This is a genomic window from Niveibacterium umoris, assembly GCF_014197015.1.
GTDB lineage: Bacteria > Pseudomonadota > Gammaproteobacteria > Burkholderiales > Rhodocyclaceae > Niveibacterium > Niveibacterium umoris.
Window position 1 is genome coordinate 488203 of the sequence record NZ_JACIET010000002.1, and the last position, 25982, is coordinate 514184.

Sequence of the window (25982 nt, forward strand, 5' to 3'; positions counted from 1 at the left end):
GCGCCGCGGGTCAGCGTGTCCGCCCCCTGCGGCGTTGTAGCCGCAGGTACCATCACGGACAGGCGGGCTGAGGCGCCGCATGACGCACGGCCGGATCAGGAGAGTTTCGATGAAAGCATTCTTTTTCCCCGCGGCTGCCGCACTCTGCGTGGCGCTTGGCGGCTGCATGTCCACGCTGTCGGGCGACAGCTATTCGCGCGACGAAGCGCGCCGGATCCAGACCGTCGAATACGGTGAGATCGTCGCGCTGCGACCGGTGGTGCTGGAAGGCACCAAGTCGCCGATCGGCGCCATCGCCGGCGCCGCGATCGGCGGCATCGCGGGCAGCACCGTCGGTGCCGGCAAGGGCTCGGACATCGCCGCGGTGGTGGGCGCGGTTGCCGGCGGCGTGGCCGGATCGGCGATCGAAGAGTCCGCCACCCGCAAGCAGGGCGTCGAGATCACGCTGAAGATGGCGCGCGGCGACACCATCGCGGTGGTGCAGGAGGCCTCGCCGCAGGACGATTTCCGCATCGGCGACAAGGTGCGTCTGTTGTCGAGCGGCGGCACGCATCGCGTGAGCCGCTGAAGTTCCGTGAGCACAATCGGCGCCCTTGATCTGGATCACACCCGCTCGATTTCGGCGAATACCATGGTCATATTGCCGCGCCGCGCAAATGCTGCGTTGACGCCGATTTTGCGCGCATTCAGGGGTTTTACGCGGAAATGAAACGCCGCGCTGCGTCATAAAGAAAACTTGTAATCCAATAAATTTATTGATCTACTCCCGCCTCAATCAATGAGGCGTCGTGCAAGGCGCCCGCACCTCCGTTCCGGAACCACGTGTCACCCTCCCGGGTGGCAAGCGCGTCGTGGTGAGGCTTCTCCAGAAACGGTCCAGGCAAGTTCCGTGGAGTTCCGCCATGCAGCTGAAGTGCGCGCGCGCAGCGCTTGATTCTTCGCCCCACCGGGCGCCCTGTCGTCTTCTCCGGCCACCCGCCGGGATCTCCGCACGATTGCGTCGACACCTGCGCTAGGCCTACGGCCCCAGCGGTTTCCAGGTCTGCGTGGCTTGCCCGCAGACCGGGCAGCTTGCTGACGCCTTGCACGCATCGACGACATGCCACCTGCTCCGGCATCGCGATGCGCCCCCCGCAAGGCCCTTCAACCACACTCGCCGGCCGCCGTAGCGGACCGGGGCAGCACCCGTCGCAACAGCGGAGCAGGCCCAAAACAACAGCAGGTTCTGAAGGAGACAAACATGCGTTTTCGCATGAAGCCCATCGCGTTCTGTCTGGCGGCCGTGTTCGCCGGCAGCATGCCCGTGGCGCAGGTGGAGGCAGGCATCCCCGCCGCGCACGTGTATCACAACCACATGCCGAATTTCTGGCCGTTCTATGGCGTCGATGTGAATGCGACGTACAACGCGACCGCAGTGGGTTCGCCGGTCCGCTACATGTACGACGGCCAGGTCATCAACCTGAAGAACAGCCCCCCGGCCGGCTACAGCTACTACCTGCCCGCCTCGGCCGGCGGTGGCATCATGCCGCACGACGATCTGGTCTCGTACTACACACCTGACGCCAAGACCGGTGCCTACCAGTGGTGGCCGCAGACGGTCGCGAGCGAGCTGCAGAGCTTTGCCGGCGGTGCTGGCCAAGTGCACGTCACAATGTCCGGCGCGGTCATCAACAACGTCAACAGCCTCGAGAACCTGCAGAACGTGCCGGGCTACACGAACCCGAGCTGGGGCACGTCGTGGACCAACAGCTTCAACAGCCTGAAGACCACCAACGGCTACCGCACGCTCGACACGATCCACTTCACTGGCCACCACTCGATGGGGCCGCTGGTCGGATCGGACTACTTCCTCAAGGACCTGATCTACCAGAACGCCACACTGGCGCAGTCCTACTTCCTCGGCAGCAGCTTCGTCTCGTCGAAGGGTTTCTTCCCGACCGAGCTGGGCTTCTCGGAGCGCCTGATTCCGGTGCTCGCCAAGCTGGGTGTGCAATGGTCGGTGATGGGCAACAACCACTTCTCGCGCACGCTGAAGGACTATCCCTTCGCGACCTATGACGCGACCGGCGACACGCTGATCTCGCCGCCGAACCGCGCCGACCTGCGCAACACCTCGTCGGTGGGGGCCTGGGTCGCCAACGGCATGGCGCACGAGCAGCAGAACATCATCAACAAGTTCCCCTTCGCCTCGACGCCGCACTATGTGCGCCATGTCGATCCGGCCACCGGCGCGGTTTCGCAGATCGCCGGCATCCCGGTGAGCCAGAACGGTTCCTGGCTCGAAGGCTGGGACGGCTCCACCACCGTGGATGAAGACGTCCCCTATGCGTCGATCGAACCGCGGCAGTTCTTCGTGGTCGCGCACGACGGCGACAACTCTGGCGGCCGCGCCGGCTCGCTCGACACGTGGCGCGCCGGCTACAGCGCCACTTGTGCTGGCAACGGCTACTGCCTCGGCATCGACGAATATCTGAAGAAGTTCCCGATCCCCAGCACCGACGTACAACACGTGCAGGACGGTTCGTGGGTCGACACACGGGACTCCTCTTCCGACCCGACCTGGTATCACTGGCATCTGCCGATGCTGATCTGGAGCGGTCAGTTCTCCGCCTTCAACACGGCGACCGGCATGAACCTCGCGCCGAAGAAGAACCTCAAGGGCGTTGCCGAAGGCGCCACGGTGTCGCTGGAATACGGCTGGCACTACCTGGAGCGCAACTTCGCGCTGCTGCAGGCCGCACAGAACTACGCCAAGACCGCCGAGCAGATCTGGCTGGATGCGCACCCGACCTACTGGTCGCCGAGCACCGCGCTGGACAACCAGATCACCTACCCGGGCAACCAGCTCAACCCGTGGATGCTGTCCTACCCGGTCAAGGGTGATGCCAGCAAGGACTACGCAGGCGGCGCCAACCCTGCGGAACTCGCGTGGTACTTCCTGCTGCCGGCCATGGATTCGGGCTTCGGCTACTACGACGAGAACAAGGACGACAGCGTCAAGCCAACGCTGGCGATGAACAACTCGCTCGCCTTCTCCAAGCCCTACGTCACAGCGAACATCGCCAACGACAAGACCGGTCCGTCGGTGTGGTGGCCGCAGCGCTATCCGTACAACCCCGGCTCGGTGAATGGCTCCAAGGCCGAGGGCTGGACGGTCCAGCACTACAGCAAGGATTTCGCGATCTACACCTACGGCTACGATGTCTCCGGCATCGCCAGTGCCAAGGTGATGGTGCGCACCCACGCCACCAAGACGATCGATGCGAGCGACGACACCTACAAGGTCTATGACCCCGCCGCCATGGTGGGCAAGGCCGGGCTGTCGATCACGCCGTCCAGCGTCAGCGCGTGGAAGGCGTATCCGATGCAGATGCGCGACCTCAAGCCGGCGATGAACGGCGTGCCCTGGATCAAGACCACCCAGGACACGCTCGCCGTACTGCCCGCGCAGGAGATCGGCAACCTGTACTACAGCTACATCTCCGACTACCGCGACCAGTTGCTCGACTACTACGTCGAGATGACCGACACCAAGGGCAATGTCACCAAGTCGGAAATCCAGCAGGTCTACGTCGGCGCCGGCACCTACACCGCCAGCGCCACCGGCTCGGGCTATGTGGAAGACATCAACGGCACCGTGCAAGGGGTGTACCCCTTCCTGGTCGTCGATACCACCGCGCCGACCGTGCCGGGCACGCCGACCGCCACCACGACCACCGACCGCAGCGTGACACTGAGCTGGGCCGCCTCGACCGACAACGTCGCGGTGACCGGTTACCAGGTCTTCCGCAACGGCACGATGGTCGCCACCAGCGCCACGCCGACCTATACCGACACCGGTCTCACCGCCTCGACGGCCTACACCTACCAGGTGCTCGCCGTGGACGCGGCGGGTAACCAGTCGGGCAAGAGCGGCACGCTGTCGGTCACCACGCAGGCGCCGGACACTGTCGCACCGGGCGCGCCCGGCACGCCGGTGGCCTCGGGCATCACCTCGAGCTCGGTCGCACTGAGCTGGGCCGCCGCCACCGACAACTACGGCGTCGCGCAGTACATCGTGCTGCGTAACGGCGTGCAGGTCGCCACGGTCACCGGCACCAGCTACACCGACACCGCCCTGCAGCCCTCCACCACCTACACCTACACAGTCAAGGCGCAGGACGCGGCCGGCAACACCGGCGCGGCGAGCACCGCCACCAGCGCCACCACGCTGGCCGGCAACGTCGCCACGGTGTACTACAAGCCCGCCAGCACCTGGACCGCGGTGAACATCCACTACTCGCCCACCGGCGGATCGTGGACCGCTGTGCCCGGCGTGCCGATGAGCGCGGCTTGCACCGGCTGGAAGATGTACACCGCCAACCTCGGTTCGGCGACCGGCCTCGCGGCGACCTTCAACAACGGCTCCGGCACCTGGGACAACAACGGCGGCAAGAACTACGCGCTGGGTACCGGGATCCAGGTCGTCGAGAACGGCGCCGTCACCAGCGGTACCAGCCCCTGCGTGGCCGACACCACCGCGCCGAGCGTGCCGAGCGGCGTTACCGGCAAGGCGATTGACGCGAACAGCGCGAGCGTGAGCTGGGCAGCTTCGACCGACAACGTCGGCGTGCTGGGCTACTACGTGTATCGCGGCGGCGTCCAGGTCGGCAACGTCACCACCGGCACCACCTTCACCGACAACGGCCTGACTGCTTCGACCGCCTACACCTACACGGTGAAGGCCTACGACGCGGCCGGCAACGTATCGGCGGTGAGCGCCAGCGTCAGCGTCACCACGCCGGCCCCGACCGACACCCAGGCACCGACCGTGCCGGCCGGTCTCGGTTCATCCAGCGTCACCACCACCGGCGCCACGATCAGCTGGACCGCCTCGACCGACAACGTCGGCGTCGCGACCTATCTGGTCTTCCGCAACGGCACGCAGATCGCCAGCACCGCGGCGACCAGCTACACCGACTCCGGGCTGGCTGCAGGCACCACCTACAGCTACACGGTGAAGGCGCAGGATGCGGTGGGCAACACCTCGGCGGCGAGCACTGCGCTCAACGTCACCACCTCGGGCGGCAACACCGCGACGGTCTATCACAAGATCCCGACCGGCTGGACCACCACCAACATCCACTACGCCCCAACGGGTGGCAGCTGGACGGCGGTGCCCGGCGTGCCGATGGACCCCGCTTGTACCGGCTGGAAGATGCAGACCGTTTCGCTGGGTGCAGCAACGACCCTGCAGGCAGTCTTCAACAACGGCTCGGGCACCTGGGACAACAACGGTGGCAACAACTACCAGCTGACCAGCGGCATCTCGGCAATCAACGCCGGGGTGGTGACCAAGACCAACCCCTGCACCGGGGGCGACGTCACGGCACCGACGGTTCCCACCGCCTTGACCAAGACCGCCGCCACCGCCAGCAGCGTCTCGCTCTCCTGGACCGCCTCGACCGACGATGTCGGCGTGACCGGCTATGAGATCTGGCGCAACGGCACCAAGATCGGCACGGTCGCCGGAACCAGCTACACCGACACCACCGTCGCGGCCAGCACCACCTACAGCTACACGGTGAAGGCGTACGACGCGGTCGGCAACACCTCGGCGGCCAGCACGGCGCTGTCGGTGACCACGCCGGCGCCGGGCTGCCAGGTGACCTTCACGATCGCCAATGCCGCCACGGTAGTCGGGCAGAACCTGTACGTCGTCGGCAACCAGACCACGCTCGGCAACTGGGCACCCGGATCAGGCTTCGCGCTGACGATCCAGGGCTCCGGCGCCAACGTGCCGTGGAGCGGAACGGTCACCGTTCCGGCGGGTACCGCGATCCAGTACAAGTATGTGAAGTGGAACGGCTCGACCGCCGTGTGGGAAAGCAACCAGACGACCACGTCTGGCAACCGCGAATTCACCACGCCGGCCAGCTGCAGTGGCACGATCAGTCAGAGCGACGGCAACTTCAAGTTCTGATGCATCACCCGGGCCGCGCGAGCGGCCCGGCGCGGCACCGCCCCGCAAGAGGCGGTGCCGTTTGCGCAGCGGGTATCGGCCTGTTGCGCAAACGGCTCACCGGAAGCACAGCAGCATGAAGAAGATTGCGATTCATCCCCCCGCCCGTCGCCGCCTTGCGGCTGGTTTCACCCTGCTCGAACTGCTCGTCGTGGTCGCCATCATCGGCATGCTCGCCGCACTGGTCGGCCCGCGCGTCTTCGGCCATGTCGCCAAGTCCGAGGTCACCACCGCCAAGGCGCAGATCGAGGCCTTCTCGCGCGCGCTCGACGCCTACCGGCTCGATGTCGGCACCTACCCGGACGCGGCGATCGGGCTGCAGGCGCTGTTGCGCGCCCCCGCCGACGCCAAGCGCTGGAATGGCCCCTACCTGCTCAAGGACATCCCCAGCGACCCCTGGGGCAACCCCTACCAGTACCGCAAACCGGGCAGCCGCGGCGAGTACGAGATCCTCTCGCTCGGTCGCGATGGCGCGCCGGGCGGCAGCGGTGAAGACGCCGACATCGTCGCGCCCTGAGCAACACGCAGCATGCGTTTCGAAGTCCGCGCCCTGAGCGCCGAACAGGTTGAGACCCTGGTCGTCGACGCCCTCGACGAAGGCGAGGCACGCCGGCTCGTCGCCGCACGGCAGATGACCGCGCTCTCGGTCAGCCGCGCGGCAAAGAAGCGCGGCAGCCGCTTCGACATCGCGCTGTTCGCGCAAGAGCTGATCGAATTGCTCGACGCCGGCCTCGAACTGGCCGAAGCCATTGAAGCGCTCGATGCCCGCGGCGGCGCCGGCGAATCGCAGCGCGTCACCCGCGCACTGCTGGCACGGCTGCGCGAAGGGCAATCCTTCTCGCAGGCCCTCGCCGCGGCCGACGAAGACTTCCCGCCGCTGTTCATCGGCCTCGTCCGCGCCGCAGAACGCACCAGCCACCTGCAGGACGCGCTGGCCCGCTACCTCGAATACCGCAACCGCTTCGATGCACTCAAGCAACGCATCGGCGGCGCGCTGATCTACCCGGCGGTGCTGGCCGGCGTCGGCGGTGCGGTGAGCCTGTTCCTGCTTGGCTATGTGGTGCCCAAGTTCGCCACCGTGTATCGCGGCAGCGCGCACAAGCTGCCCTGGCTCTCGCAGCAGATGCTCGATCTCGGCAGCTTCGTCGCCGCCAACGCGGGCGCGGTGGGGCTCGGCCTCGCGGTGCTGCTGGTCGGCGGTGGCCTCGCCCTGCGCAGTGCCTGGCAACAGGGGCGGGTCGAGAGCGCGCTGCGCCGCCTGCCCTGGCTCGGGCCGCATGTCGAACTCTTCCGCATCGCGCAGCTCTACCTCGCGCTCGGCACGCTGCTCAACGGGGGGCTACCTGCCCTGCAGGCACTCACGCTCGCCGAAGGCGTCGCGACCCCCGCGATGCTGCCGCGCCTGCGCACCGTCGGCGGCGGCCTGCGGCGCGGCGAAGCGGTCACCGATGCGCTCGGCGCGGCCGAACTGGTGACGCCGGTGGCGCTGCGCCTGCTGCGTGCCGGCGAACGCAGCGGGCGACTGGGCGAGATGTTCATCCGCGCCGCGCGCCACCACGACGCCGAACTCGGCCGCTGGATCGACCGCTTCTCGCGCCTCTTCGAACCGCTGCTGATGGCCGCGATCGGCATCACTGTCGGCGTCATCGTGGTGCTGCTCTACCTGCCGATCTTCGACCTTGCCGGGAGCCTGCAATGAACGCGCGCCCGCCCCTGCCGCTGCTCACCGCAGCGAGCCTGCGCAACGCCCGCGAGCTGGCCGCAAGCCGCGGCCAGGCGCTGCTCGAAGTGCTGGCGGAACAGCTCGCGCTCGACGCCCGCGACACCGCCCGCTGCGTCGCCGAGTCGCTGCACCTGCCCTACCTCGACAGCGACCAGTTGCTCGCTGCGGTGGCGGACTGGACGACGATCCCGCTCTCGCGCGCGCTCGCCCGCGGCTGCGTCGAAGTGCATCTGGATGGCGTCGCCCAGGTGGTCATCGGCGACCCCTACGACACCGCCTTGCTCAACTGGATCGAAGCGCGCTACCGCCAACCGGTGCGCTTCGCCGTTGCGGCGGTAGCGGATCTGCGCGCACTGCTTGGCGCCGCGGAAGCCGCGGCACGCGCACTCGACAGCGGCGCACAGCAAGACGGCAGCGGCGAACACGACACGCGCGGCGAAGAGCTTTCGCTGGTGTCGATCAGTGAAGACGGCTCGCCGGTCGTGCGGCTGGTGAACTCCACGCTGTACGACGCGCTGCGTGCCGGCGCCAGCGACATCCATTTCGAATGCGGCCCCGCCGGCATGGAAGTGAAGTACCGCATCGACGGCGTGCTCGATGTCGCCACCCGCATCGCCGGCCGCACGCTGGCCGAGCAGGCGATCTCACGCATCAAGGTGCTCGCCGAACTCGACATCGCCGAACGCCGCCTGCCGCAGGATGGCCGCTTCCGCGTGTCGACCGGCGGTCGCACCACCGACCTGCGCGTCTCGGTGATGCCCAGCATCCACGGCGAAGACGCGGTGCTGCGGATTCTCGACAAACGCCAGCTGGTGCCCGAAGGGCAGGCCCTCACGCTCGATCTGCTCGGCTTCGATACCGATTCGCTCGCGCGCATCCGCCGCCTCTCGGCGCTGCCCTACGGCATGTTGCTGGTCACCGGACCCACCGGCAGCGGCAAGACCACCACGCTGTACGCCGCGATCTCCGAAACCCGTACCGGGCGCGAAAAGATCGTCACGATCGAAGACCCGGTCGAATACGAATTGCCCGGCGTGCTGCAGATTCCGGTGAACGAGAAGAAGGGCCTCAGCTTCGCACGCGGCCTGCGCTCGATCCTGCGCCACGACCCGGACACCATCATGGTCGGCGAGATCCGCGACGCCGAGACCGCCGAGATCGCGGTGCAGTCCGCGCTCACCGGCCACCTGGTGCTCTCGACCGTGCACGCCAACAACGTGTTCGACGTGTTTTCGCGCTTCGCCCACATGGGGGTCGATCCGCATGCACTGGTGTCGGCGCTCAACGGCATCTGGGCGCAACGGCTGCTGCGTGCGGTGTGCCGGCATTGCGCGGTCGAGTATGTGCCGGACGAGGCGGAACGCGCGCTGCTCGGCTTCGCGCCCGACGCGCACCGCGACCACCGCTTCCTGCGCGGGCGCGGCTGTGGCGATTGCCGCGGCACCGGTTATCGCGGCCGCCATGCGATCGCCGAGATCCTCACGCTGACCGACCCGCTGCGCGAAGCGATCCTCGCGCGCGAATCCATCACTACCGTGAAGGCTGCCGCCGCCCGTGGCGGCACCCGCAGCCTGCGCGACGCCGCATTGAACCTCGCCCTGCGCGGCGACACCACGCTGCAGGAAGTGCTGCGCGTGACCCTGCAGGACAGCGCATGACCCGCCCGCTCATTCCCGCTCGTCCTCAGCTCTGGGTCGGCCGCACGCAGGCCGCGCTGGCGAGCCCGCTCGGCGTGCCGCAGCGCCGCGACTTCGACGCGGCAGCCGGCCTGCGCCGTGCCTGCGCCGAACTCGCCGGCACCGCGACGCGCTGGCGCGGTATCGAAGTGGTGGTCAGCGACGCGCATTGCCGCTACCTGGTTTTGCCGCGCGCGGCCGGCATACAGGGCCGCGCCGAACTGGACGCCAGCATCGCCGCGCGTTTCGCGAGCGCCTTCGGCGATGACCCGGCGGACTGGCTGCTGCAGCGCGACGGTGCGCTGCTCGGCGACAGCGACCTCGTCTGCGCGCTGCGCCGCGACACCGCCGACGCGATCCGCGCCGGCCTTGCCGACGCCCGCCGCCGTCTGCACCGCCTGCAGCCGCTGTGGGTGTGGTGCAGCCGTCAGCCGGTCGGCGACGCGCGCAAGCCGCACTGGCTCGCCAGCAGCGACGGCGACACGCTGACGATGGGCCTGTTCCACCAGCAACACTGTGTCGCCGTGCGTTCAACGCGCCGCGACGCGGGCGGACTCGGCGCCGCCCTCAGCCGCGAAGCGGCACGGCAAGCCGATCACGCGACCGGCACGCCGGTGTGGCTGTTCGGCGCCGAGGCGCCGCCGCCCTGGCTCGACGACGGCAGCCCCGTCGTCGCCAGCGGGCGCACGATGCCCTTCGCCGCGGAAGGTGTCGTATGAGCCGCGTGCGCATCGACTTCGCCCCTGCCGCGCGACTGCGGCCCGGCCCGCTCGCTGTTATCGCGCTGCTGGCCCTTGCCCTGGTCACCAGCGTCGCGGCGCACCGCGCATGGCGGCAGAACGCCGCGCTGCAGGTGCAGCGTGCGCAGGTGGCCGCGGCTGCGCCAGCCCCAGCGCCGGTCGCGCCCTTCACCCCGCCGACGGCCGAGCAGGCCGAGGCGGTGAATGACGCGATCACGCTGCTGAACCTGCCCTGGCCCGCGTTGCTCGACGGCCTGCAATCCGCCCGCCCCGACGACGTCGCCCTGCTGCGCATCGAACCCCGCGCGTCGCAGCGCACGCTGCGGGTGGTGGCCGAGAGCGAACGCGCCGACGCGCTGTTCGACTTTGCCGACGCACTGACCAAGCAGGCGCCCTTCGTGAAGGTGAAGCCGGTCAACCAGACCCGGCTCGATACCCCGCCGCGGCTGCAGAGCACGCTCGATCTGGAGTGGCAACCATGAGCGCGCGCGCCTTCCGCGATCGGCTCAGCGCACCGCGCATGCGCCTCGCGCTCGAACTCGCGCTCGCACGGCATGGCCTGTGGATCGCGCTCGGCACGCTGTTCGCCGCCGCGTCCGCCTGGCTCGTGTTGGGACTGCTGCCGGCGCAATCGCGCGAACTTGCGCAGCTCGCCGCGCGCAGCACGCAAGCGGCCGGTGCGCCGGCACCGAGCGCGCCGCAAGACCCGCTCGCCCCCTTCCGCGCGGTGCTGCGCCCCGATGCCGAGAAGACCGCAGTCGCCCGCGCGCTGTGGAACGCCGCGGCCGAAGCGGGCTTGCAGCCGGCGCGGGTGGACTACCGCAGCAACCCGGCGACACCGGCCGGCTTCGCGCGCTTCGATCTGACTCTGCCGGTGACCGGCTCACCCACGGTGATCCGCCGCTTCGCGTTCAGCCTGCTCGAACGCTACCCCGGCCTCGCACTCGAGAAGATCGAGCTGCAACGCGAATCGGCGATGCAGGACACGGTCGAAGCGCAGCTCGCCTTCGTGCTGCTGCTGGAGGCCCGCGAATGAAGGCCGATCGCCGCACGCTGATCCTGCTCGCGGTGTTTGCGCTGCTCGCGGTGCTGGTGGTGGTCGACCGCAGCACGCCGCGCGACGAGGTGGTGCAGGCGGTGGCGCGGCGTGGCGTCGCGCCGGCGGCCATCCCCACGCGGGCGGGCACGTCACCCGAGATCCTCGCCATCGCGCCGCGCGAGGGCTACGGCACCACCTCCGACAGCTTCTTCGCGCCGGTGCGCCCACCCGCGCCGCCGCCCCCGCCGCCGCCGCCGGTGGTCCCGGCCGAACCAGTGACGCCAACACCGCCCTTTGCGGTGATCGGCAAGCAACAGGCCGCGGGCAAGTGGGAAGTCTTCCTCGCCTACGGCGATGCGAGCCTGGTGGCGCACGCGGGCGAGCGGCTGGATGCGAACTGGCAGGTGGTGGCAATCCGCCCGCCGGTGATGGAACTCGAGTACGTCCCGACCAAACAACGACAGACGCTGGCGATTGGTGCCGACTTCAATGAATAACAGATTCCCCCGATGGACCGCCGCCCTCGCGCTGAGCGCGCTGCTGCTCGCCGGATGCGCGGGGCAGAAGGCCTTCCGCGCCGGCAGCGAGCTGGCCGAGCAGAAGCAGTACGAAGCCGCGCTGGAGCAATACCGCGCTGCGCTCGCGGCCGACCCGAACAACGCCGAGTACCGCCTCACCTACCTGAAGGCGCGCGATCAGGCGGTGGCGCTGTGGCTGGCCGACGCCGAACGCGCGCAGGCCGCCGGCCGCAGTGGCGAAGCGGCGCCGCTGTTCATGCGGGTGCTGCGCGCCGATGAGAACAACCCGCGCGCGATCCGCGGCTTGCGGGCGATGGAGCGCGACAACCGGCATGCGCAGTACGTCGCCGAAGCGCAGAGCGCGTTTTCGCAGGGCGACCTTGAAGGCGCGCAAGCCCGCTTGCGCATCGTGCTGAGCGAAAACCCCGGCTACCCTTCGGCGATCGAACTCAACGGGCAGATCGAGCAGCGCCGCGCACAGCCGCGTGGCGCCAGCGAACAACGCTTGTCCGAAGCCTTCCGCAAGCCGATCTCGATCGAGTTTCGCGACGCGCAACTGCGCCAGGTGTTCGAGGTGATCTCGCGCGCATCCGGTCTGAACTTCGTGCTCGACCGCGAAGTGCGCGGCGACCAGCGCACCACGCTGTTCCTGCGCAACACCACCGTCGCCAACGCGCTGTCGATGACGCTGCTGACCAACCAGCTCGAACAGCGGGTGCTCGATTCGAGTTCGGTGCTGATCTTCCCGGCCACCACGCAGAAGCTGCGCGACTACCAGGCCCTGTCGGTGAAGACCTTCGTGCTCGCCAACGGCGACGCGAAGAACGTCGCCAACACGCTGCGCACCATCCTCAAATCGAAAGACATCGTCGTCGACGACAAGCAGAACATGCTGATCGTGCGCGACACGCCCGAAGCGCTGCGCATGGCCGAAAAGCTGATCGCGCTGCACGACCAGGCGCCGCCCGAGGTGATGCTGGAAGTCGAGATCCTCGAAGTGCAGCGCACGCGGCTCACCCAGCTCGGCATCCAGTACCCGGGCAAGGCCTCGCTCACGCCGCTCGCGAGCGACGGCAAGACGCTCACCCTCAACGACCTGCTGCACCTGAACGGCGACAGCATCGGCGCAACGATCGACCCGCTGGTGATCAACGCCAACCGCACTGTGTCGGATGTGCGGGTGCTGGCCAACCCGCGCATCCGCGTGCTCAACCGCGAGAAGGCCAAGATCGTGGTCGGCCAGAAGGTGCCCAACCTCACCAACACCGCCACCTCGACCGGCTTCGTCGCGGGTTCGGTGACCTACCTCGATGTCGGCCTCAAGCTCGAAGTCGAGCCCACCGTGTCGCCCGACGGCGAGGTCACGATCAAGATGGCGCTGGAAGTCAGCAACATCATCGACCGCACCCAGCAGAAAGACGGCACCACCTTGTATCAACTCGGCACCCGCAACGCCGACACGATGCTGCGGCTGCACGACGGCGAGAACCAGGTGCTCGCCGGCCTGATCAACGACAGCCAGACCAGCGGTGGCAGCCGCATCCCCGGCCTCGGCGACATTCCGGGCCTGGACCGCGTGTTCGGCTCGAAGACCGACGACTCGCAGCAATCCGAAGTGGTGCTGTCGATCACGCCGCACATCGTGCGGCCGGCGTCGCGGCCGCAAGCGCGCGATGCCGAATTCGAAGCCGGCACCGAAGGCAGCGTGAAGCCGCTGGGCTTTGGCGACATTCCGGCCACGCCGGCGAACAACGGCCCGGTCGTGCCGCCGCCACCGCCGAGCGCCCCTGCGGCGCCGGCCGCGACACCCACGCCGGCACCGGCTGCGACCGCACCCGCGGCGGCCCCCAACGCGCGCAGCGGCGACGGCCGGCTCGCCTTGCGCAGCAGCCTGATGCTCGCCGCCCCCCCCGCCATCACACCCGCCGGCACCGAACCCCCGGTGCGCGAATACCGCTTCGCGCTGGGCAACGCCCCCGCACCGTGATGCGACGCACGCGCGGCTTTACGCTGATTGAGTTGCTGGTGACGCTCGCCATCATGGCGCTGCTGGCCGCGCTCGTCGTGCCGGTAGCCGAGCTGGCGCTGCAACGTGCGCGCGAAGCCGAACTGCGTACCGCGCTGCGCACCCTGCGCAACGCCATCGACGCCTACAAGCAGGCCAGCGACGACGGCCGCATCGCACTGAAGGCGGGTGGCTCCGGCTATCCGCCCAAACTCGCTGCGCTGGTCGAGGGCGTCACCGACGCCAAGTCGCCCAAGGGCGGCAAGCTCTACTTCCTGCGCCGCATCCCGCGCGACCCCACCAACCCCGACACCTACGCTGACGCGGCCGCCACCTGGGCCACCCGCAGCTACGCCAGCGACCCCGACCACCCACGCGCCGGTGAAGATGTGTTCGACGTCTTCTCGCAGTCGCCCGGCATCGGGCTCGACGGCAGCCCCTACAACGCGTGGTGAGCATGGCGCGCACGCGGGGTTTCACGCTGATCGAACTGCTGGTGGTGCTGGCCATCGTCGCGCTGCTGCTCACGCTCGCGCTGCCGCGCTACCTCGGCAGCGCCGAGCTGGCGAAGGAACGGGTGCTGGTGGAAAACCTGCGCACCACCCGCGACGCGATCGACAAGCATTTCGCCGACCGCGGCCGCTACCCCGAATCGCTCGAAGTGCTGGTGGACCGCCGCTACCTGCGCGAACTGCCGCTCGACCCGGTAGCGGACAGCCGCACCGCATGGCGTATCGAGCCCCCGCCCAACGGCCGCATGGGCGGCGTGTACGACCTGCACAGCAGCGCAAGCGGCAGCAGCCGCGACGGCCGACCTTTCTCCGAGCTATGAAGCGCCAGCGCGGCTTCAACTACATCGGCATCCTGATCCTGCTGGCGATTCTCGGCGCCGTCGCCGCGAAGACGATGGAATTCGCCAGCACCGTCGCCCAGCGCAATGCCGAAGCCGAGTTGCAGGCGCTCGGCGACGAATTCAGCCGCGCCTTCCGCCACTTCTACGAACAAAGCCCGCAAGGCGCACCTGCCTTCCCGCGCGACCTGCGCGAACTGCTGCGCGACCCGCGCTTCCCTGGCACCGTGCGGCACCTGCGCCGCATCCCGCGCAACCCGCTCACCGGCCGCGCCGACTGGGCACCCATCCCCGCCCCCGGCGGCGGCATCATGGGCGTCGCCGTAATCGCCGATGGCGAACCGATGCGCAAACCCCAACGCACCCTCGCCCCCGCCACCGTCGGCGCCCCCACCCCGCCGGGCGCCATCGCGCCGCAGGTGCCGGCACAAACTGGCGGCTATTCGGCGTGGCGGTTCGGTTATGACCCGGCGGCCGCGAAAGCAGCCGCAGTGCCGAACCCGGCTGCATCCGCGCCGGTGCAGTAGGTCAGACACCTCCCCACAATGCCCGGTTCGCCAAGCCCAAGCTGTTCTCTGACCTGAGACAAAAGGAAAGCGCTAGGCAGCGAGGAGTCCCTCAGGCTGTCAGGCGAGAATTGGCGCTCGTTGCGAAGTGGGAAATCGACGAGGTGTGCAGGATCGTCGTCGTCTCGCCACTTCGTCCATCCAGTCAAAATCCGCGAGTACCGAGGTAAAGTCCATGAAGGTTGTGATCATCGATGAAGTACCCATCAACGTCGCATTGATGCAGGCACTCTGTAACAGGCTCGAAGGTTGCGAAACCCTATGCTTCCACAACCCAACGGAAGGGCTTGCGCACTGCGTTGAACACCAACCCGATCTTCTTGTCGTGGGCTACGCCATGTCAGGAATCGACGGCATAGAACTGATCCGACGGTTCCGCGCCGTTCCGCGTAACTTTGCAGTACCAATCGTGATGGTGAGCGCTGCACAAGAGCGAGAGGTCAGGTACTTGGCGCTGCACAGCGGAGCCAATGAGTACCTCACGAAACCCATCGACAAGAACGAGTTCCTGCCTCGTATCCGGAACCTGTTGAGCATTCGGTTTTACGTCAGGCAACTCGAAGAGGCACTTGAAGCGGCGCATGTCGCTAACCCTTATGCGGCAGCGGGCACCCTCCAATAGGACTTTCGATCGAAGCAGTCGGCCCGTAGGATCTCGACTTGCGGTTTGCCACCGTCAGTTCTGCCATCGACACGTCACGCAAGACGCCCAAATGCTTTTGATTTGGATTCGCTTGGATACGCTTCGGTGCCGAGGCACTTTGTCCTTTGCCGATTAGGAAATCGTTGTATGCAACCCAAGCAGTTCGCTTCACTCGTTGCCCTAGTTTTTGGCGTGATTTTTGGGCTGCCGGCTCTTGCCGACTCACAAGGCGCCGGCACTGAATGGGGCACTCTCAGCAGTGAAGCGATCGAGCTCTACCGCGCGGGCAAGTACGACCGTGCTTTGGTGTTGGCTCAAAAGGCGCTGCAAGTCGCCGAGCAGAATGTTTCTCCCGAACATCCCGATTTGGCAACGAGTCTGAACAATCTAGGGGCGATTTACGATGGTATCGGCGAGTACGCCAAAGCGGAGGCAGCCTACAAGCGTTCCCTTGCGGTGATTGAGAAAGCGCTCGGCCCTGACCATCCCAGTGTCGCGACGAGCCTGAAGAATCTTGCCGGGCTCTACACATTACAGGGTCACTACGCAAAGGCAGAACCGCTCTACAAACGCTCTCTTGCGATCCAGGAGAAAGCACTCGGTCCGGACCACCCGGATGTGGCGGCGAACCTCAACAATCTGGCTGGTCTACTCAAAGCCGAGGGCGAGTATGCCAAAGCGGAGGTAGCCTACAAGCGTTCCCTCGCGGTCGTTGAGAAAGCGCTCGGCCCTGACCATCCGAGTGTCGCGACGAGCCTGAAGAATCTTGCCGGGCTCTACACATTACAGGGTCACTACGCAAAGGCAGAGCCGCTCTACAAGCGCTCGCTCGCAATCCGTGAACAAGCATTTGGCCCGGACCATCGCGACGTTGCGACAAGCCTGGACAATCTGGCAGCGCTTTACGAAGCCCAGGGCGACCACGCCAAGGCGGAGTCACTCTACAAGCGCTCGCTCGCGATCCTTGAGAAAACGCTCGGCCCTGACGATCCCGAGGTGGCAACAAGCCTGAACAATCTGGCAGGGATTTACGACACCCAGCGTGACTACGACAAGGCGGAGGCGCTCTACAAGCGTTCGCTATCGATCAAGGAGAAGGCGCTCGGCCCCGACCATCCCAGTGTCGCGACGAGCCTGAACAATCTTGCATGGCTCTACACTTTACAGGGCCACTATGCCAAGGCGGAGCCGATCTACTTGCGCTCGCTATCGATCAAGGAGAAGGCGCTCGGCCCTGACCATCCCAGTGTCGCGACGAGCCTGAACAATCTAGCCGAGCTGTACATGCTGCAGGGCGGCTACGCCAAGGCCGAGCCTATCCTCCAACGCTCGCTTGTGATCCGTGAGAAGGCGCTCGGGCCCAACAATCCAGATATAGCAAGGAACCTGAACAACTTGGCCGAGCTCTGGACGGCTCAGGGCGACTACGCCAAGGCGGAGCCGCTCTACAGGCGCTCGCTCGCGATCCTCGAGAGAACGCTCGGCCCTGACCATCCCGATGTGGCGATGAGCCTAAACAACCTAGCCGTGCTGTACGACCACGAGGGCGAGTATGCCAAGGCAGAGCCGCTTCTATGGCGGGCGCTGGCGATCTCGGAGTCAGCGCTCGGCCCTGAGCACCCCAGTGTGGCAAAGAACCTGAACAACTTGGCCGAACTGTGCAGGGCGCAGGGCGACTACGCCAAGGCAGAGCCGCTCTACCAGCGTTCGCTCGCAATCCTGGAGACCGCGTTCGGCCTGGATCATCCAGTTGTCGCTACGAACCTGAACAATCTCGCCGCCCTTTACGCGGGCCAAGGCAGCTACGTCAAAGCAGAGCCCCTCTACAAGCGCTCAATCGCTATCCGGGAGAAAACACTCGGTCCGGACCATCCGGACTTGGCGGCGAGCTTGAACAATTTGGCCTGGCTCTATGCAGCGCAGGGCGACTACGCCACGGCGGAGCCGCTCTACCTGCGCGCACAGGCCACCTTGGAGAAAGCTCTCGGTCCTGAACATCCCAATGTCGCGATGAGCCTGGACAATCTTGCAGCCTTGTATCGGGCAACGGAGCGCAGTTCAGAGGCACAGGCCTTGGAGGATCGTGCAGCGCGGATTCGCGCGAACACCCACTGATCCCGACCTGCACTTACGTGTTGCGAAACCAATAGCGGACGTTCTGCAGAACCAGGGCCGACGTACGGCTTTGGGTCGCTCTCGATCAAGACGGGAACCGCCGCTCACGCTGCAAGTAGATCAAGGCTTCAACAACGCCCTCAGAACCAGCTCTAGGTGCGAATCACATCAGTCAGACGCCCAACCCACCGTCTCTGCATTGAGACAACACCGCCCGTTCCCGCTAAGCTGCGCCCCAGCACTTTCAGGGGGCGGGCGATGCCGGGCGTGGAGGCGGTGAAGTTCGAGGGCTGGTTTTCGGGGTTTGGCGAGATCCGGCAGCAGGCGATGCGCACGCTGTTCGATGCGCTCAACGAGCTGTGCGAGGGCACGCTGATCATCGATGCGGATTGTCGCATCGTGTGGATCAACGCGCGTTACTCGGCGCGCTTCGGGGTGCATGACCCGCGCGATGCGATCGGGCGGGTGATCGAGGAGGTGATCCCGACCTCGTCGATGCGCGAGGTGGTGCGCACCGGCCAGCCGATCCTGCTCGATGTGCTGGAGACCGGCACCGATTCCTTCGTCGTGATCCGGCTGCCGTTGAAGGACGAGACCGGCAAGCTGATCGGCGCGATCGGTTTTGCGCTGTTCGACCGCCTGCAGCCGCTGGCGCCGCTGTTCTCGAAGTACGTCGCGCTGCAGGATGAACTGCGCGCGGCGCGGGCCTCGCTGGCGGCGGCGCGGCGCAGCAAGTACACGCTGTCGAATTTCGTCGGCGCGAGCCCGCGCGCCTTGCAGGTGAAGCATGTGGCGCGGCGTGCAGCGGCGGTGGATGCGCCGGTGCTGCTGCTGGGCGAGACCGGCACCGGCAAGGAGATCCTCGCGCACGCGATCCACGCCGCGTCGGCCCGCGCGCACCGGCCCTTCGTGAGCCTGAACGTGGCGGCGATCCCCGAAGCGCTGCTCGAAGCAGAGTTCTTCGGCGTGGCGCCGGGCGCCTACACCGGCGCCGACAAGCGCGCGCGCGAAGGCAAGTTCCAGCTCGCCGAAGGCGGCACGCTGTTCCTCGACGAGATCGGCGAAATGCCGCTGGCGCTGCAGACCAAGCTGTTGCGGGTGCTGCAGGACCAGGAATTCGAGCCGCTCGGATCGAACCGGGTGGTGAAGGCGGATGTGCGGATCATTGGCGCGACCTGTGCCGAGCTGGAGTCGCTGGTGGCGGCCGGGCGTTTCCGGCCCGACCTGTACTACCGGCTCAACGTGATCACGCTCAAGGTGCCGAGCCTCGCCGAACGCATCGAGGATCTGCCGCTGCTGACCGAGGCACTGCTCGAAGAAATCGCCCTGCGCAGTGGCACCACGCCGCGCGAGTTCGACGCCTCGGCCCTGCAGCAACTGGCGCAGCGGCCCTGGCCGGGCAATGTGCGCGAGTTGCGCAACGTGCTCGAACGCGCGGTGGCAATGTGCGAAGCGACGCGGCTGAGCGCCGAGCACATCGCGCCGATCCTTGGCGCGCCGGTGGTCCGCGCGCTGCCCGCGGCCGCCACGGTAAGCGCCGCCCGCAGCATGACGCCGGACGAGATTCCGCGTTACGAGGACGCGATGCGCGACGCCGAACACGCACTGCTGAGCAGTGCGCTGGCCGCCTGCAAGGGCAGCGCCACCGAAGCGGCGCGGCGACTGGGCATTGGACGCGCCACCCTGTACCGGCGGATGCACGCGGTCGGGCTGATGACCCAGAGCTGAGATTCGCATCGTCCCGCTTTCGGGACAGTCGTCGCGGCGCGACGTCTCGCACTTGAGACATCTGCGCGCCCGCCAGCGCCGCGCGTTGCGCGCTTTCCCCTTAGCCAACAAGCACTTGCGCCATGTGGCACAGGCCATGCTGAAAGCACCCGGCACACGGCGCCCGCAGGGTGGCGCCAGGCTCGGGGGACAGCATGGCAGGGCGGGAACAGGCACGCGCATGGCGGATGACACACGGGCACAAGCTGATGAGCGCGGCCCAGGCGGTGGGCTTGATCGCGGACGGCGACACCGTCGCGACCGGCGGCTTCATCGGCGCCGGCTTTGCCGAGAACATCGCGGTGGCACTGGAGCAGCGCTTTCTCGCCGCCCGCGATACCGACGGCCACGGCAGCCCGCGTGACCTGACGCTGGTGTACGCCGCCGGCCAGGGCGACGGCGTCTCGCGCGGCCTCAACCACCTCGCCCACGACGGGCTGGTGCGGCGCGTGGTCGGCGGCCACTGGGGCCTGGTGCCCAAGCTGCAGGCGCTGGCGGTGGCCGAGCGCATCGAGGGCTACAGCCTGCCGCAAGGCATCATCACCCACCTGTTCCGCGACATCGCCGCCGGCAAGCCGGGCACGGTGTCGCCGATCGGGCTCGGCACCTTCGTCGATCCGCGCCTGGGCGGCGGCAAGGTCAACCGCATCACCACCGAAGACCTCGTCGAGCGGATCGAACTCGGCGGCCGCGAGTGCCTGTTCTACAAGGGCTTCCCGATCACCGTCGGCATCATCCGCGGCACCACCGCCGACCCCGACGGCAATGTGACGATGGAACGCGAGGCGCTGACGCTGGAAGCGCAGGCCATTGCGATGGCGGCACACAACAGCGGCGGCATCGTCATCGTGCAGGTGGAGCGCATCGCCGAACGCGGCTCGCTCGACCCGCGCCAGGTAAAGATCCCCGGCATCCTGGTCGATGCGGTGGTGGTGGCGGAACACCCGGACTACCACCGCCAGACCTTCGCCGAGCCCTACAGCGCGGCGCTCGCCAACGAGATTCGCGTGCCGGCCGAATCGCTGCCGCCGCTGGCGATGAGCGAACGCAAGATCGTGGCGCGCCGCGCCGCGATGGAACTGACGCCGCACGCGGTCGTGAACCTCGGCATCGGCATGCCCGAAGGCGTGGCTGCCGTCGCCGCAGAGGAAGGCGTCACCCACCTGATGACGCTCACCACCGAACCCGGCGTGATCGGCGGCGTGCCGCAGGGCGGGCTGAACTTCGGCGCCGGCATCAACATCCAGGCGCTGATCGACCAGCCCAGCCAGTTCGATTTCTACGACGGCGGCGGGCTCGACATCGCCTTCCTCGGGCTTGCGGAGGCCGATGCACGCGGCAACCTCAACGTCTCGCGCTTCGGCTCGAAGCTCACCGGGCCGGGCGGCTTCATCAACATCAGCCAGAGCGCCCGCGAAGTGGTGTTCGTCGGCACCTTCACCGCCGGCGGGCTGGAGGTGGCGATCGAAGACGGCCGCCTGCGCATCGTGCGCGAAGGCCGTGCCCGCAAGTTCGTGCGCGCCGTCGAGCAGATCACCTTCAGCGCCGAGTACGCGCTGCGGCGCGGCCAGCGCGTGCGCTACATCACCGAGCGCGCGGTGTTCCGGCTCGGGCCCGACGGCCCGGAGCTGATCGAGATCGCACCCGGCATCGATCTCGAACGCGACGTGCTGGCGCAGATGGACTTCCGCCCGGCGATCGCGAAGCACCTGCGCACGATGGACCCGCGCCTGTTCGGCACCGCGACCATGGGGCTGCGCGAAGACGTGCTGAGCCTGTGCGCCCGCTAGTTCAACCACGCCGGCATGGGGCCGGCCTTGCATGACGAAGGAAGCACGATGACGAAGAAGGTCGCCCTGGTCACCGGGGCAATGGGGGGGCTGGGCACCGCGATCTGCCGCGCGCTGGCCGACGAGGGCTACACCGTGGCGGCGAACTGCCTGCCCGCTTTCGCGCCGGCGGCCGACTGGCTGGCGACGCAACGCGCGGCGGGTTACGACTTCCACGTCGCCGAGGCCGACGTGTCGGACTACACGGGCTGCGCGGCGATGGTGCGCAAGATCGAAACCGAACTGGGCCCGATCGCGGTGCTGGTGAACAACGCCGGCATCACCCGCGACAAGTTCTTCCCGAAGATGGCGAAGGAGCAGTGGGACGCGGTGATCGCGACGAATCTCACCAGCCTCTTCAACGTCACCCACCACATCTCGCCGATGATGGCCGAGCGCGGCTGGGGCCGCATCATCAACATCAGCTCGGTCAACGGCGTGAAGGGTCAGGCCGGGCAGACAAACTACTCCGCCGCCAAGGCCGGCGTGCTCGGTTTCACCAAGGCGCTGGCGCAGGAACTCGTCACCAGGGGTGTCACCGTCAACGCAATCGCCCCCGGCTACATCGCCACCGAGATGGTGATGGCGATCCGCGACGACGTGCGCGAGGCGATCCGCGAAACCGTTCCCATGAAGCGCTTCGGCACCCCGGAAGAGATCGGCGGGCTGGTGCGCTACTTCGCATCCGATCTGGCCGGCTACATCACCGGCGCGACGATCAACATCAACGGCGGCCTGCACATGGGCTGACGCGCAGCGCACGTGAGGCAGCCCGCAAAAGACGGGCGCCTCACACCCCAATCCCGACAAGGAGGAGACCATGCATCACACCCGTTACACGGTGGCCGGCGCCTGCATCTGCGCTGCGCTGGCAGGCTGCGGTACCGATCACTACACCCCGCAGGAAGATCTGAACACACGCCCCGCGTGGCTCTCGGCCAGCGTGACCCGGGCCGATTACGACGGCGCCAGCGACGACCTGCTGACCGCCGGGCTGGGCGTGAGCGGGCTGAAGCTCGCCACCGCACCGGCAATCGCCGACCCGGCCAATCCCACCAGTGCTGAGCTGCGTCGGCTGGCGATCTACACCAACTATCGCGCGCTGGTCGACATCACCGTCAACGGCGGATTCTCGCGCCTGTACGGGCCGAACATCGACCTGACCGGTAATGACACGCTCGGCGAGGGCAAGATCGCCGGCACCGAATACCTCGCCTACACCGACGATGGCAGCGGGCACGACAACGTGGCGCTGATGGTGCAGGTGCCGGCAAGCTTCGATGCCAAGTCGCCGTGCATCGTCACCGCGACGTCCAGCGGTTCGCGCGGGGTGTATGGCGCGATCAGCGCCGCCGGCGAATGGGGCCTCAAGCGCGGCTGCGCGGTGGCCTATACCGACAAGGGCAGCGGCAATGGCGCCCACGAGCTCGACAGCAACACGGTGACGCTGCTCGACGGCCGCCTCACCAAGGCCGACGTGGCCGGCAAGAACGCGCACTTCGCGGCCGACCTGACCGATGCGGCGCGCCAGGCCTTCTCGACCACCAACCCCTTCCGCTACGCCTTCAAGCACGCGCATTCGCAGCGCAACCCGGAAAAGGACTGGGGCCGCTACACGCTGAACGCGGTCGAGTTCGCCTTCTGGGTGCTCAACGAGCGCTACGGCACGCCGGCCACCTACACGCCCGGCGCGCTGGTGCGCACGGTGGTGCCGTCGAACACGCTGGTGATCGCGGCCTCGGTGTCGAACGGCGGTGGCGCGGCCATCGCCGCCGCCGAGCAGGACACCGCCGGCCTGATCGACGCGGTGGTGGTGGGCGAACCGCAGCTCTACCCGCCGGCCCCGGCGGGCATGGTGATCCAGCAGGGCGCAACGGTGCAGCCGGTGACCGGGCTGCCGCTGTACGACTACTTCACCTACGCCAACCTGCTGCAGCCCTGCGCCGCGCAGGCGCCGTCGAACGCGAGCCAGCCCTACGGGGTCACCGTACTCGCGACGCAGGCCGCCAACCGCTGCGCCGCGCTGGCCGGAGCCGGACTGGTCACAGGCGCCACCACCGCCGAGCAGGCGGAAGACGCCAAGCTGCGCTTGCGCGCCTACGGCTGGCTACCCGATTCCGACCTGCTGCACGCGTCGCACTTCGGCCTGAACGCGACAATGGGCGTGGCGCTGACCTATGCCAACGCGTATGCCAAGGCGTCGGTGACCGACATGCTGTGCGGCTACAGTTTCGCGACCACCAACGCCTCGGGCGTGCCGACCGCGCCGGCCACTTCGCCGATGGCGAAGATCTTCGGGCTTGGCAACGGCGTGCCGCCGACTTCGGGCATCAACGTGGTGACCGCGCTCGCCAGCAACGGCCCGATCAACTACACGCTGGCCGCCTCGCCCAGCACCGGCAAGGCGGACTACGACTTTGACGGCGCGCAGTGCCTGCGCAAGCTGCTCACCACCAATGCCACGGTGCAGAAGAGCGTCGGCGAGATCCGCCGCAGTGCCGACCTGCATGGCAAGCCGGCGCTGATCGTGCACGGCCGCAGCGATGCGCTGGTGCCGGTGAACCACAGCTCGCGTGCCTACTACGCGGCGAACCAGATCGTCGAAGGCGCGAAGTCGGGGTTGCACTACATCGAGGTCACCAACGCCAACCACTTCGACGCCTTCTTGTCAGTGCCCGGCTACGACACGCGGCTGATTCCGCTGCACTACTACGGCCAGCAGGCGCTCAACGCGATGTGGGCGCATCTGAAGCAAGGCGCGGCCCTGCCGCCCTCGCAGGTGGTGCGCACCACGCCTCGCGGCGGCAGCCCTGGCGCCGCGCCGGCCATCGCGAGCAGCAACCTGCCGCCGATCCAGGCCAGCCCGGCGGCCGCCGATGCCATCACCGTCGCCGGCAAGACGCTGACGGTGCCGGACTGAGCGCCCACCTCTCTCCAGTGGTGTCTTGAGCTTCGGGCAAGCCCCGGCTTGCCCGCCCTTTTTCTGACTCTTTCGCACCGGCGTGCCGAGGGCTGTGCCGCCGGGCAAGGAAGGCTTCATGGAAGGCGTGATTCTGCAAACCGTAGACCTGTGCAAGGCCTTCAAGGGCTTTACCGCGGTCGACAAGGTGAACCTCTCGGTGCGGCGCGGCGACATCCACGCCCTGATCGGCCCCAACGGCGCCGGCAAGACGACGGTGTTCAACCTGCTCACGAAATTCCTGCCGCCGACGTCGGGGCAGATCCTCTTCAAGGGCGAGGACATCACCCGCGAAGCGCCGGCTGAAGTCGCGCTGCGCGGCGTGATCCGCTCTTTCCAGATCTCGGCGGTGTTCCCGCACCTGACGGTGCTGGAAAACGTACGCGTCGCGCTGCAGCGCAAGCTCGGGCTGACCTATCACTTCTGGCGGCCGGACACGGCGCTGAAGGCGCTCGACGAACGGGCGATGGCGCTGCTTGAAGAAGTCGGCCTCGCCGACTTCGCGCGCACGGTGACGATCGAGCTCGCCTACGGCCGCAAGCGCGCGCTCGAAATCGCGACAACGCTGGCGGTGGACCCCGAACTGATGCTGCTCGACGAACCCACCCAGGGCATGGGCGGCGAAGACGTCGCGCGCATCACCGAACTGATCCGCAAGGTCGCGGCGAACCGCACCGTGCTGATGGTCGAACACAACATGAAGGTGATCGCCAGCATTGCCGACCGCATCACCGTGCTGCAGCGGGGCGCGGTGCTCGCCGAGGGCAGCTATGCGGAGGTGTCGAACAACCCCGCGGTGATGGAAGCCTACATGGGGACTGCGCATGCTTGATCCACGCAAGGAAATGCTGCGCGTCAGCGACATGCACGCCTTCTACGGCGAGGCACATGTACTGCATGGCGTCGACCTGCAGGTCGGCAAGGGCGAGCTGGTAACGCTGCTGGGCCGCAACGGTTCGGGCCGCACCACCACGCTGAAGGCGATCCTCGGCCTGGTGAGCAGGCGCACCGGTTCGGTGACGATCAACGGGCGCGAGACGGTGCGCATGCCGACGCACCGCATCGCGCATCTGGGCGTGGGCTGGTGTCCGGAGGAGCGGGCGATCTTCTCCAGCCTCGATGTGCGCGAAAACCTGATGCTGCCACCGGTGGTGCGCAGCGACGGCATGAGCGTCGACGAGATCTTCGAGCTGTTCCCGAACCTGCGCGAACGCCTGACGACGAGTTGCGGCACGCGGCTCTCGGGCGGCGAGCAGCAGATGCTGGCGCTCGCCCGCATCCTGCGCACCGGCGCCAACCTGCTGCTGCTCGACGAGATCACCGAGGGCCTCGCCCCGGTGATCGTGCAGGCGATGGGGCGCGCGATCGAAAAGCTCAAGGCGCGCGGCCTGACCATCGTGCTGGTGGAGCAGAACTTCCGCTTCGCCGCACCGCTGGCAGACCGCCACTACATCGTCGATCACGGCCAGGTGGTGGACGAGATTTCCGCCAAGGAACTGGACAGCAATTCAGAAAAGCTCGGGCGCTATCTCGGCGTCTGAAGACAAGGGC

21 protein-coding genes are annotated in these 25982 nt (G+C 67.5%); all 21 read left to right on the forward strand.

Going from position 1 to position 25982, the window contains the following annotated elements:
* Positions 1-109: 109 nt before the first annotated feature.
* The 21 genes from GGR36_RS14255 to GGR36_RS14355 all read left to right on the forward strand — a co-directional run bounded on the left by GGR36_RS14255 (position 110) and on the right by GGR36_RS14355 (position 25972).
* The gene (locus GGR36_RS14255; protein ID WP_183635387.1) at positions 110-568 is read left to right on the forward strand and encodes an outer membrane lipoprotein; all 459 of its coding nucleotides are present in this window, start codon (positions 110-112) and stop codon (positions 566-568) included.
* Positions 569-1240: 672 nt separating this feature from the next.
* On the forward strand, positions 1241-5962 hold the full coding sequence (locus GGR36_RS22120) for a carbohydrate binding domain-containing protein (protein ID WP_183635388.1): 4722 nt from the start codon (positions 1241-1243) through the stop codon (positions 5960-5962).
* Positions 5963-6077: 115 nt separating this feature from the next.
* Positions 6078-6518 (forward strand): type II secretion system major pseudopilin GspG, encoded by a 441-nt coding sequence (gene gspG, locus GGR36_RS14265; protein ID WP_183635389.1) that lies wholly within the window; start codon positions 6078-6080, stop codon positions 6516-6518.
* Between the two features lie 12 nt (positions 6519-6530).
* Positions 6531-7700: a type II secretion system F family protein gene (locus tag GGR36_RS14270; RefSeq protein ID WP_183635390.1), complete on the forward strand. Its 1170-nt coding sequence runs from the start codon at positions 6531-6533 to the stop codon at positions 7698-7700.
* On the forward strand, positions 7697-9382 hold the full coding sequence (locus GGR36_RS14275) for a GspE/PulE family protein (RefSeq protein ID WP_183635391.1): 1686 nt from the start codon (positions 7697-7699) through the stop codon (positions 9380-9382). Before GGR36_RS14270 ends, GGR36_RS14275 begins: the two co-directional genes overlap by 4 nt.
* Positions 9379-10119 carry a hypothetical protein gene (locus tag GGR36_RS14280; protein ID WP_183635392.1) on the forward strand — a complete coding sequence of 247 codons (741 nt, stop codon included), beginning with the start codon at positions 9379-9381 and terminating at the stop codon, positions 10117-10119. Before GGR36_RS14275 ends, GGR36_RS14280 begins: the two co-directional genes overlap by 4 nt.
* Positions 10116-10622: a hypothetical protein gene (locus GGR36_RS14285; RefSeq protein WP_183635393.1), complete on the forward strand. Its 507-nt coding sequence runs from the start codon at positions 10116-10118 to the stop codon at positions 10620-10622. Before GGR36_RS14280 ends, GGR36_RS14285 begins: the two co-directional genes overlap by 4 nt.
* Positions 10619-11176 (forward strand): hypothetical protein, encoded by a 558-nt coding sequence (locus GGR36_RS14290; protein ID WP_183635394.1) that lies wholly within the window; start codon positions 10619-10621, stop codon positions 11174-11176. Before GGR36_RS14285 ends, GGR36_RS14290 begins: the two co-directional genes overlap by 4 nt.
* Complete coding sequence (locus GGR36_RS14295) at positions 11173-11676, forward strand: hypothetical protein (RefSeq protein WP_183635395.1); 504 nt, start codon at positions 11173-11175, stop codon at positions 11674-11676. The genes GGR36_RS14290 and GGR36_RS14295 overlap by 4 nt, the downstream gene beginning before the upstream one ends.
* Positions 11669-13684, forward strand: coding sequence for a secretin N-terminal domain-containing protein (locus tag GGR36_RS14300; protein WP_183635396.1), 2016 nt, complete (start codon positions 11669-11671; stop codon positions 13682-13684). The genes GGR36_RS14295 and GGR36_RS14300 overlap by 8 nt, the downstream gene beginning before the upstream one ends.
* The gene (locus GGR36_RS14305; protein ID WP_183635397.1) at positions 13684-14157 is read left to right on the forward strand and encodes a type II secretion system protein; all 474 of its coding nucleotides are present in this window, start codon (positions 13684-13686) and stop codon (positions 14155-14157) included. Before GGR36_RS14300 ends, GGR36_RS14305 begins: the two co-directional genes overlap by 1 nt.
* Positions 14158-14159: 2 nt before the next feature.
* Positions 14160-14534, forward strand: coding sequence for a type II secretion system protein (locus GGR36_RS14310; RefSeq protein ID WP_183635398.1), 375 nt, complete (start codon positions 14160-14162; stop codon positions 14532-14534).
* Positions 14531-15079, forward strand: a complete 549-nt coding sequence (locus GGR36_RS14315) for a type II secretion system protein (RefSeq protein ID WP_183635399.1) — start codon at positions 14531-14533, stop codon at positions 15077-15079. The genes GGR36_RS14310 and GGR36_RS14315 overlap by 4 nt, the downstream gene beginning before the upstream one ends.
* 214 nt (positions 15080-15293) lie before the next feature.
* Entirely contained in the window at positions 15294-15740 is a 447-nt protein-coding gene (locus GGR36_RS14320) for a response regulator (protein WP_183635400.1), read from the forward strand.
* Positions 15741-15908: 168 nt separating this feature from the next.
* The gene (locus tag GGR36_RS14325) at positions 15909-17876 is read left to right on the forward strand and encodes a tetratricopeptide repeat protein (RefSeq protein WP_207064443.1); all 1968 of its coding nucleotides are present in this window, start codon (positions 15909-15911) and stop codon (positions 17874-17876) included.
* Between the two features lie 258 nt (positions 17877-18134).
* Positions 18135-19604 carry a sigma-54 interaction domain-containing protein gene (locus tag GGR36_RS14330; protein ID WP_183635401.1) on the forward strand — a complete coding sequence of 490 codons (1470 nt, stop codon included), beginning with the start codon at positions 18135-18137 and terminating at the stop codon, positions 19602-19604.
* Positions 19605-19831: 227 nt separating this feature from the next.
* Positions 19832-21433 carry a malonate decarboxylase subunit alpha gene (locus tag GGR36_RS14335; RefSeq protein WP_183635402.1) on the forward strand — a complete coding sequence of 534 codons (1602 nt, stop codon included), beginning with the start codon at positions 19832-19834 and terminating at the stop codon, positions 21431-21433.
* A 48-nt stretch (positions 21434-21481) separates the two neighbouring features.
* On the forward strand, positions 21482-22222 hold the full coding sequence (gene phbB / locus GGR36_RS14340; RefSeq protein ID WP_183635403.1) for an acetoacetyl-CoA reductase: 741 nt from the start codon (positions 21482-21484) through the stop codon (positions 22220-22222).
* 70 nt (positions 22223-22292) lie between these two features.
* On the forward strand, positions 22293-24392 hold the full coding sequence (locus GGR36_RS14345) for a D-(-)-3-hydroxybutyrate oligomer hydrolase (protein WP_183635404.1): 2100 nt from the start codon (positions 22293-22295) through the stop codon (positions 24390-24392).
* 118 nt (positions 24393-24510) lie between these two features.
* Entirely contained in the window at positions 24511-25263 is a 753-nt protein-coding gene (locus GGR36_RS14350; RefSeq protein ID WP_183635405.1) for an ABC transporter ATP-binding protein, read from the forward strand.
* Entirely contained in the window at positions 25256-25972 is a 717-nt protein-coding gene (locus GGR36_RS14355) for an ABC transporter ATP-binding protein (RefSeq protein WP_183635406.1), read from the forward strand. The genes GGR36_RS14350 and GGR36_RS14355 overlap by 8 nt, the downstream gene beginning before the upstream one ends.
* Positions 25973-25982 lie beyond the last annotated feature (10 nt).